Source organism: Streptomyces odonnellii, assembly GCF_000981895.1.
GTDB classification, from domain to species: domain Bacteria; phylum Actinomycetota; class Actinomycetes; order Streptomycetales; family Streptomycetaceae; genus Streptomyces; species Streptomyces odonnellii.
On sequence record NZ_LATD01000262.1, the window covers coordinates 1 to 5,968 of the forward strand.

Below are 5,968 nucleotides of genomic sequence, written 5' to 3' on the forward strand. Positions count from 1 at the left end.
GCTCATACCCCCAGGGTACGGGGGTGAGGTCCGCGCCGGGATACGCGAGGCGGCCGGGCCGGACCCGCCCTTCCCGGCCCCCGGCGGGCGCCTCAAGGGCCCGCGAGCCGCCTCTCCGGACTGCCGGCCACATGAAGTCGAAAGGCGCGGCAGAGGGCCTCCGTACCGTCGCGCCAGGCCACGCGGAGCCCCACCGGGTCACGGCTTCGTCGAGGCGGCCGCAGGGCGTGAGCCCGATGGTCACGGGTTCACGCTGAAAGGCTCGTACGGTACGGCCGACTCGTACCGTACGGGTCAGCGGTGGGGTCGATCGCCTGTACGTTCGTCACGTCCTGGGCGGTTCTCGTCGCGGGGCTGGTGGCGACGGTGGCGGCGGGGTCGGGGTGACGCTCGTGGCCTCCTCAGGAGCGCGTGGTACGGATGGGGTTCATGGCAATCAATGACGCACTGACCGATGTGGCGGGTCTGCGGGTCGGACACGCCCGGGTGGCAGGGGACCGTGCGCTCACCGGCACCACGGTCGTCCTCGCCCCACAGGGCGGGGTGGTGGCCGCGGTGGACGTACGGGGCGGCGGCCCGGCCACCCGGGAGACCGATGCCCTCGACCCGCGCAATATCGTCCAGCGCGTCGACGCGGTCGTGCTGACGGGCGGCAGCGCGTACGGGCTCGACTCGGCGTCCGGTGTGGTCGCTTGGCTGGAGGAGCGCCGACGGGGCATCCGGGTCGGCCCCGGCCCGGACCAGGTGGTGCCGGTCGTCCCGGCGGCCGGGGTCTTCGACCTGGGGCGCGGCGGGGACTGGCGGATACGCCCGGACGCGGCGACGGGGCGCGCGGCGGTGGAGGCGGCGGCCCGTTCGGCGAGCGGGGCACCGGTCGCCGAGGGCGGTGTGGGCGCGGGGACGGGCGCCCTCGTCGGCCCTCTCAAGGGCGGGATCGGTACGGCGAGCACGGTCCTTGACTCCGGCATCACCGTGGCGGCCCTGGTCGTGGCGAACGCGGCGGGCTCGGCCGTGGATCCGCTCACGGGCGTGCTGTATGGACGCTACTTCAGCGGGCGTACGGAATATCCGGCGCCGGAGGTCCATGTGGCGGCGCAACTGCGCCTGGCCGAGCTGCGCGAGCGGCAGGGTCCGGCGCCGCTCAACACCACGCTCGCCGTCGTCGCCACCGATGCCGAACTGTCCCGGCCCCAGGCGCAAAAGCTCGCGGGGACGGCGCACGACGGCATCGCGCGCGCCGTCCGTCCGGTTCATCTGCTCAACGACGGGGACACGGTTTTTGCCCTGTCGACGGGCGGACGGCCCCTCACCGAAGGTGATCCGCTCGCCCTCAACGAGGTGCTGGCGGCCGGGGCGGACGTCGTGACCAGGGCGATCGTACGGGCCGTCAGCGCGGCGAAGAGCGTCCGGGGGCCCGGCGGGACGTTCTTCTCGTACGGCGAGCTGTACGGCCTCGACTGACCGGCGCGGAGGCCGAGTTGGCGGGGGGCGCACGGGAACTTCGCGTACGCCCCCTTCGTTTTCCCAAACCTGGGACGCAATGTCAGCCCTAGGCGCTACGTTATGCAATCACCAAGTGACATGTGGCGACGGCCTGGAGACCCATCTTGAACGATCCTCACGAGACAACCGAGACGCACCTCGAGCGACTCCTGGGTCGGGCACTCAACTCCTTCGACCTGCCCGACGCACTGGTCGAAAAGCTCGGCCACGCGCTGGCGCACGCCAGCTCGCTGTGTTCCGCGCACCACAGTGCGGGGCTGCACCGCGAGACCTACCGGCACACCTTCCTGCTCCGCGACGGCAGTTCGCTCACCCTGTGGGAGCTGGTGCACAACACCGGCCGGGACGGGGCGCGGCTGCACGAGCTGTACGCGGACGAGTCCGAGGTGCGGCTCGCCGCGGCCCGGCTCGGCCATCCCAGCAGTCCTGAGGCGGCACGGCCGGCCGTCGACGGACCCGGCGGACCGCCCCTGGTCTCCGGGCCCGACGAGGTGCCGTCCGAGGGCAGAGCGCCCGTGGACGATGCCGCGGCCGGTCTGCTCGCGGAGCTGGAGTCCGAGCGCACCGCCGAGATCGACGCCCATCTCGCCCTGCTCCGCGGGCTGCGGGCGCTGCCTCAGGCGCCCAGGCCCCGGCAGTACTTCCCGGACAACTCCCCCGACCATGCGCGCCGGGTGCTGCGCCGGGCGGAGAACGCCGACCGGCCCGGCGAGGCGACCGCGCGACTGCTGCAGACGGCTTTCGCGCACCACATCACCCAGGTCTTCGGCCGACAGTGCCAGGTCGAGGGCAAGGACGCGGGATTCATGCTCTACGAGCACGCGTTCCTCCTGATCGACGGCAGCGAGATGAGCCTCTGGGAGGTGGAGCACACGGCGACGCCGGACGGCCGCCACATGTGCGAGGTGTACGACGCGGAGAGCACCGCACGCGAGGCCATGGAGCTCCGCGCGCGGGTGCTGTGAGCTGACCCGGGGAGGGGGATGTCGAACGGCCGTCAGGGGTGGGCGGTCGTACGACAGGGGGAAACGGGTTCAGACAGCCGCCGGGACCTTGGCGTCGGGTCCGGCTCCGGCGGCGCCCGTCGCCCCGGGTGCGGCTGCGTCGGCCGCGTCGTCAGGGCCGGGCACTCCTTCGCCCTGGTCGGGGTGGCCCGTCTTCCGGGCTCCCTTGAGCAGGACGACCAGGCCGGTGCTCACCGCCGTACCGACCGCGATGGCGAGCAGATAGAGGAACGGATCGCCGATCAGCGGGATCACGAAGATGCCGCCGTGGGGTGCCCGCAGGGTGCACTCGAAGAGCATCGACAGCCCGCCGGTGACCGCGCCGCCCGCCATCGCCGACGGGATCACCCGCAGCGGGTCGGCGGCGGCGAAGGGGATCGCGCCCTCGGTGATGAAGGAGGCACCGAGCACCCAGGCGGCCTTGCCGTTCTCCCGTTCGGCACGGGTGAACAGCTTGCCGCGTACGGTCGTGGCCAGCGCCATCGCGAGCGGCGGGACCATGCCCGCGGCCATCACGGCGGCCATGACCTTGAGGCTGCCCTCGTTGGGGTTGGCGAGACCGCCGACGGCGAAGGCGTACGCGACCTTGTTCAGGGGGCCGCCCAGGTCGAAGCACATCATCAGGCCGAGAATGATGCCCAGGATGATCGCGTTGGCCCCGGAGAGGCCGGACAGCCAGTCGGTGAGTGCCTTCTGGAGCGAGGCGATGGGCTTGCCGACCACCAGGAACATCAGAAAGCCGACGACCGCCGAGGAGACCAGGGGGATCACGACAACCGGCATGATGCCCCGCAGCGGGGCGGGCACGCTCACCCGCTGAATGGCCATCACGGTGCCACCGGCGATCAGACCGGCGGCCAGACCGCCGAGGAAGCCCGCGTTGATGGTGAGGGCGATGGAGCCGCCGACAAAGCCCGGTACGAGACCGGGGCGATCGGCCATCCCGTACGCGATATAGCCGGCGAGGACGGGCACGAGGAAGCTGAAGGCCAGACCGCCGATCTGGAACAGCAGGGCCGCCCAGCTCGTGTGGTCGGTCCAGACGAAGTGTTCGGCGACGGAGGGAGCCTTGTTGATGGTGTAGCCGCCCATGGCGAAGCCGAGGGCGATGAGGAGCCCGCCCGCGGCCACGAACGGAACCATGTAACTGACCCCGGACATCAGCCACTTGCGCAGCCTGGTGCCGTACCCCTCGCCGGGTTCTCCGGCGTTGTCCACGGGTGTGCCGGGAGAGCCGTCGCCGCGCCCGGCGGCCGGGGCGGTGATCTCGCCGCGTCGGGCCTTGCCCCGTACCTCGGCGATCAGTTCGGCGGGGCGGTTGATACCGGCCTTGACGCCGACATCGACGGTGGGCTTACCGGCGAACCGGTCCTTCTCCCGTACCGGCACATCGTGGGCGAAGATCACACCGTCGGCGGCGGCGATGACGGCGGGGTCGAGCCGGCGGAATCCGGCGGACCCCTGGGGCTCGACGACCACTTCGACACCGGCGTGCCGACCGGCCTTCTCCAGGGCCTCGGCGGCCATATAGGTGTGCGCGATACCGGTGGGGCAGGAGGTGACAGCGACAATGCGGAAGGGACGATCGGCGGTAGGAGTGTCCGACTCGGAGGCGGAAACGGGTGCGTCCGGCCCGGTCGCGGGCCCGGCTTCGGCTTCGGCCTGAGTCATGGCCCCCGCCTCAGCCCCAGTGCCGGTACCTGTGCCGGTGCCGGTGCCAGTACTGATGCCATTGACGGTGCCGCCTGCCGACTCGGGCGTAGCGGCCTCCGGCTCGGGGGCGCCGGGGTCAGTGGCGACGGGCTCGGTGTCGCCGGTGATCAGGGATGCCGTCGCCGTGGGGTCCGTGGCCGTACGCAGGGCTGTGGTGAAGTCCTCGTTCATCAGACGGCGGGCCAGGGCCGAGAGGATGGTCAGGTGTGCGTCGTCGGCGCCCGCCGGGGCCGCGATGAGGAAGATCAGGTCGGCCGGACCGTCCGGGGCGCCGAAGTCGATGCCCCGCGCCGAGCGGCCGAAGGCCAGGGTGGCTTCGGTGACATGAGCGCTCCGGCAGTGCGGGATACCGATTCCGCCGTCGAGGCCGGTGGGCATCTGCGCCTCGCGCGCGGCCACATCGGCGAGGAACCCGTCCAGGTCGGTGACCCGGCCCTGGGTCACCATCCGCTCGGCCAGCGAGCGGGCCGCGGCTTCCTTTGTCTGGGCGGCCAGGTCGAGGTCGACCAGGTCCGCGTTGATCAACTCGCTCATCGCGGGCTCCTTCGCTCGCATATCTGCTGGTGGACTGTCTGGATCAACTGCCCGCGGACCGGCTGACGGACCGGCTCAGGGACCGGCTGACGGATGGGCCGACGGATCGGCTGACGGACCGGCTCAGGGACACCGGGAAGTTCGGGCATGCCGGGAAAGGGGGGACGCGAGGGGAGGCTCATGGGGCGGGCTCCGTGAGAGGGCGGTCCATCGGTACGTCGGCGGTCACAGTGACCGCCGCCGGGTCCAGGTCCGCGGGCGAGGGCATCACGCTGCCGGGAAGCTGCACCGCCGCCGCGCCGTGCGCCACCGCCGAGGCCAAGGCGTCCGGGCCTTCGCCACCCGCTGTCAGAAAGCCGGCCAGCGAGGCGTCACCGGCACCGACATTGCTGCGGACGGCGGTGACGGCCGCGGCGCCGAAATACGTTCCGGCATCCGAGACCAGGAGTTGACCGTCGGCGCCGAGGCTGGCGAGGACGGCCCTGGCTCCGTACGTACGGAGTTCCTCCGCGGCCTTGAGGGCGTCGCCGACCGTGGCGAGGGGGCGGCCGACGGCCTGGGCCAGTTCTTCGGCGTTCGGCTTGACGACGTCGGGCCGCTCCCGGAGCGCCGCCAGGAGCGAGGGCCCGGAGGTGTCCAGCGCGATCCTGGCGCCGGCGAGGTGTGCGCGGGCGACCAGTTCGGCGTACCACTCGGGCGCGAGCCCGCGCGGGAGGCTGCCGCAGCAGGCGATCCAGGCGGCGGCGCCGGCGTGCGTTCGGATCGTGGAGAGGAGTGACTGCGACTCGACAGGGGTGAGTTCGGGACCCGGCGCGTTGATCTTGGTGAGGGTGCCGTCGGGTTCGGCGAGCGCGATATTGGAGCGGGTAGCGCCCGCGACCGGCACGGGGGCGACCTCGATGCCCTGTCCGGCGAGCAGTTCGGCGACGAGCGCGCCGGGTGCGCCGCCCAGCGGCAGTACGGCGACGGTACGCCGGCCGGCCGCAGCGACGGCCCGCGAGACATTGACGCCCTTTCCGCCGGGGTCCATGCGTTCGGCCGTGGCCCGCAGGACTTCGCCGCGGTCGAGAGCGGGGACTTCGTACGTACGGTCCAGGCTCGGGTTCGGCGTGACGGTGAGGATCAACGGCCCGCCCGCACCCGCCGCCCGGCTCTGACCTTGTCCTTGTCCGCCCGCACCCGCCGCCCCACCCTGCCCTTGGCTCTGTTCCTGG

General features: G+C 72.3%; 4 protein-coding genes. 2 read left to right on the forward strand and 2 right to left on the reverse strand.

Annotated features, from left to right (window positions below; genetic code table 11):
* The first annotated feature begins 429 nt into the window (after positions 1–429).
* Together WH07_RS23345 and WH07_RS23350 are read left to right on the forward strand one after the other, a co-directional pair.
* Complete coding sequence (locus WH07_RS23345; RefSeq protein WP_046503435.1) at positions 430–1,461, forward strand: P1 family peptidase; 1,032 nt, start codon at positions 430–432, stop codon at positions 1,459–1,461.
* Between the two features lie 146 nt (positions 1,462–1,607).
* On the forward strand, positions 1,608–2,468 hold the full coding sequence (locus WH07_RS23350; protein ID WP_046503428.1) for a DUF6227 family protein: 861 nt from the start codon (positions 1,608–1,610) through the stop codon (positions 2,466–2,468).
* Between the two features lie 69 nt (positions 2,469–2,537).
* Here WH07_RS23350 and WH07_RS23355 read toward each other — a convergent pair whose 3' ends face one another.
* Positions 2,538–4,754: a PTS fructose transporter subunit IIABC gene (locus tag WH07_RS23355; protein ID WP_079023483.1), complete on the reverse strand. Its 2,217-nt coding sequence runs from the start codon at positions 4,752–4,754 to the stop codon at positions 2,538–2,540.
* Between the two features lie 178 nt (positions 4,755–4,932).
* Entirely contained in the window at positions 4,933–5,880 is a 948-nt protein-coding gene (gene pfkB / locus WH07_RS23360; RefSeq protein ID WP_046503432.1) for a 1-phosphofructokinase, read from the reverse strand.
* Positions 5,881–5,968: the final 88 nt, after the last annotated feature.

What these genes read in the sequence shown, in the direction of transcription:
- WH07_RS23345 (WP_046503435.1), top strand. Translation starts at nt 430, where the DNA reads ATGGCAATCAATGACGCACTGACCGATGTGGCGGGTCTGCGGGTCGGA.
- WH07_RS23355 (WP_079023483.1), bottom strand. Translation starts at nt 4,754, where the DNA reads ATGAGCGAGTTGATCAACGCGGACCTGGTCGACCTCGACCTGGCCGCC.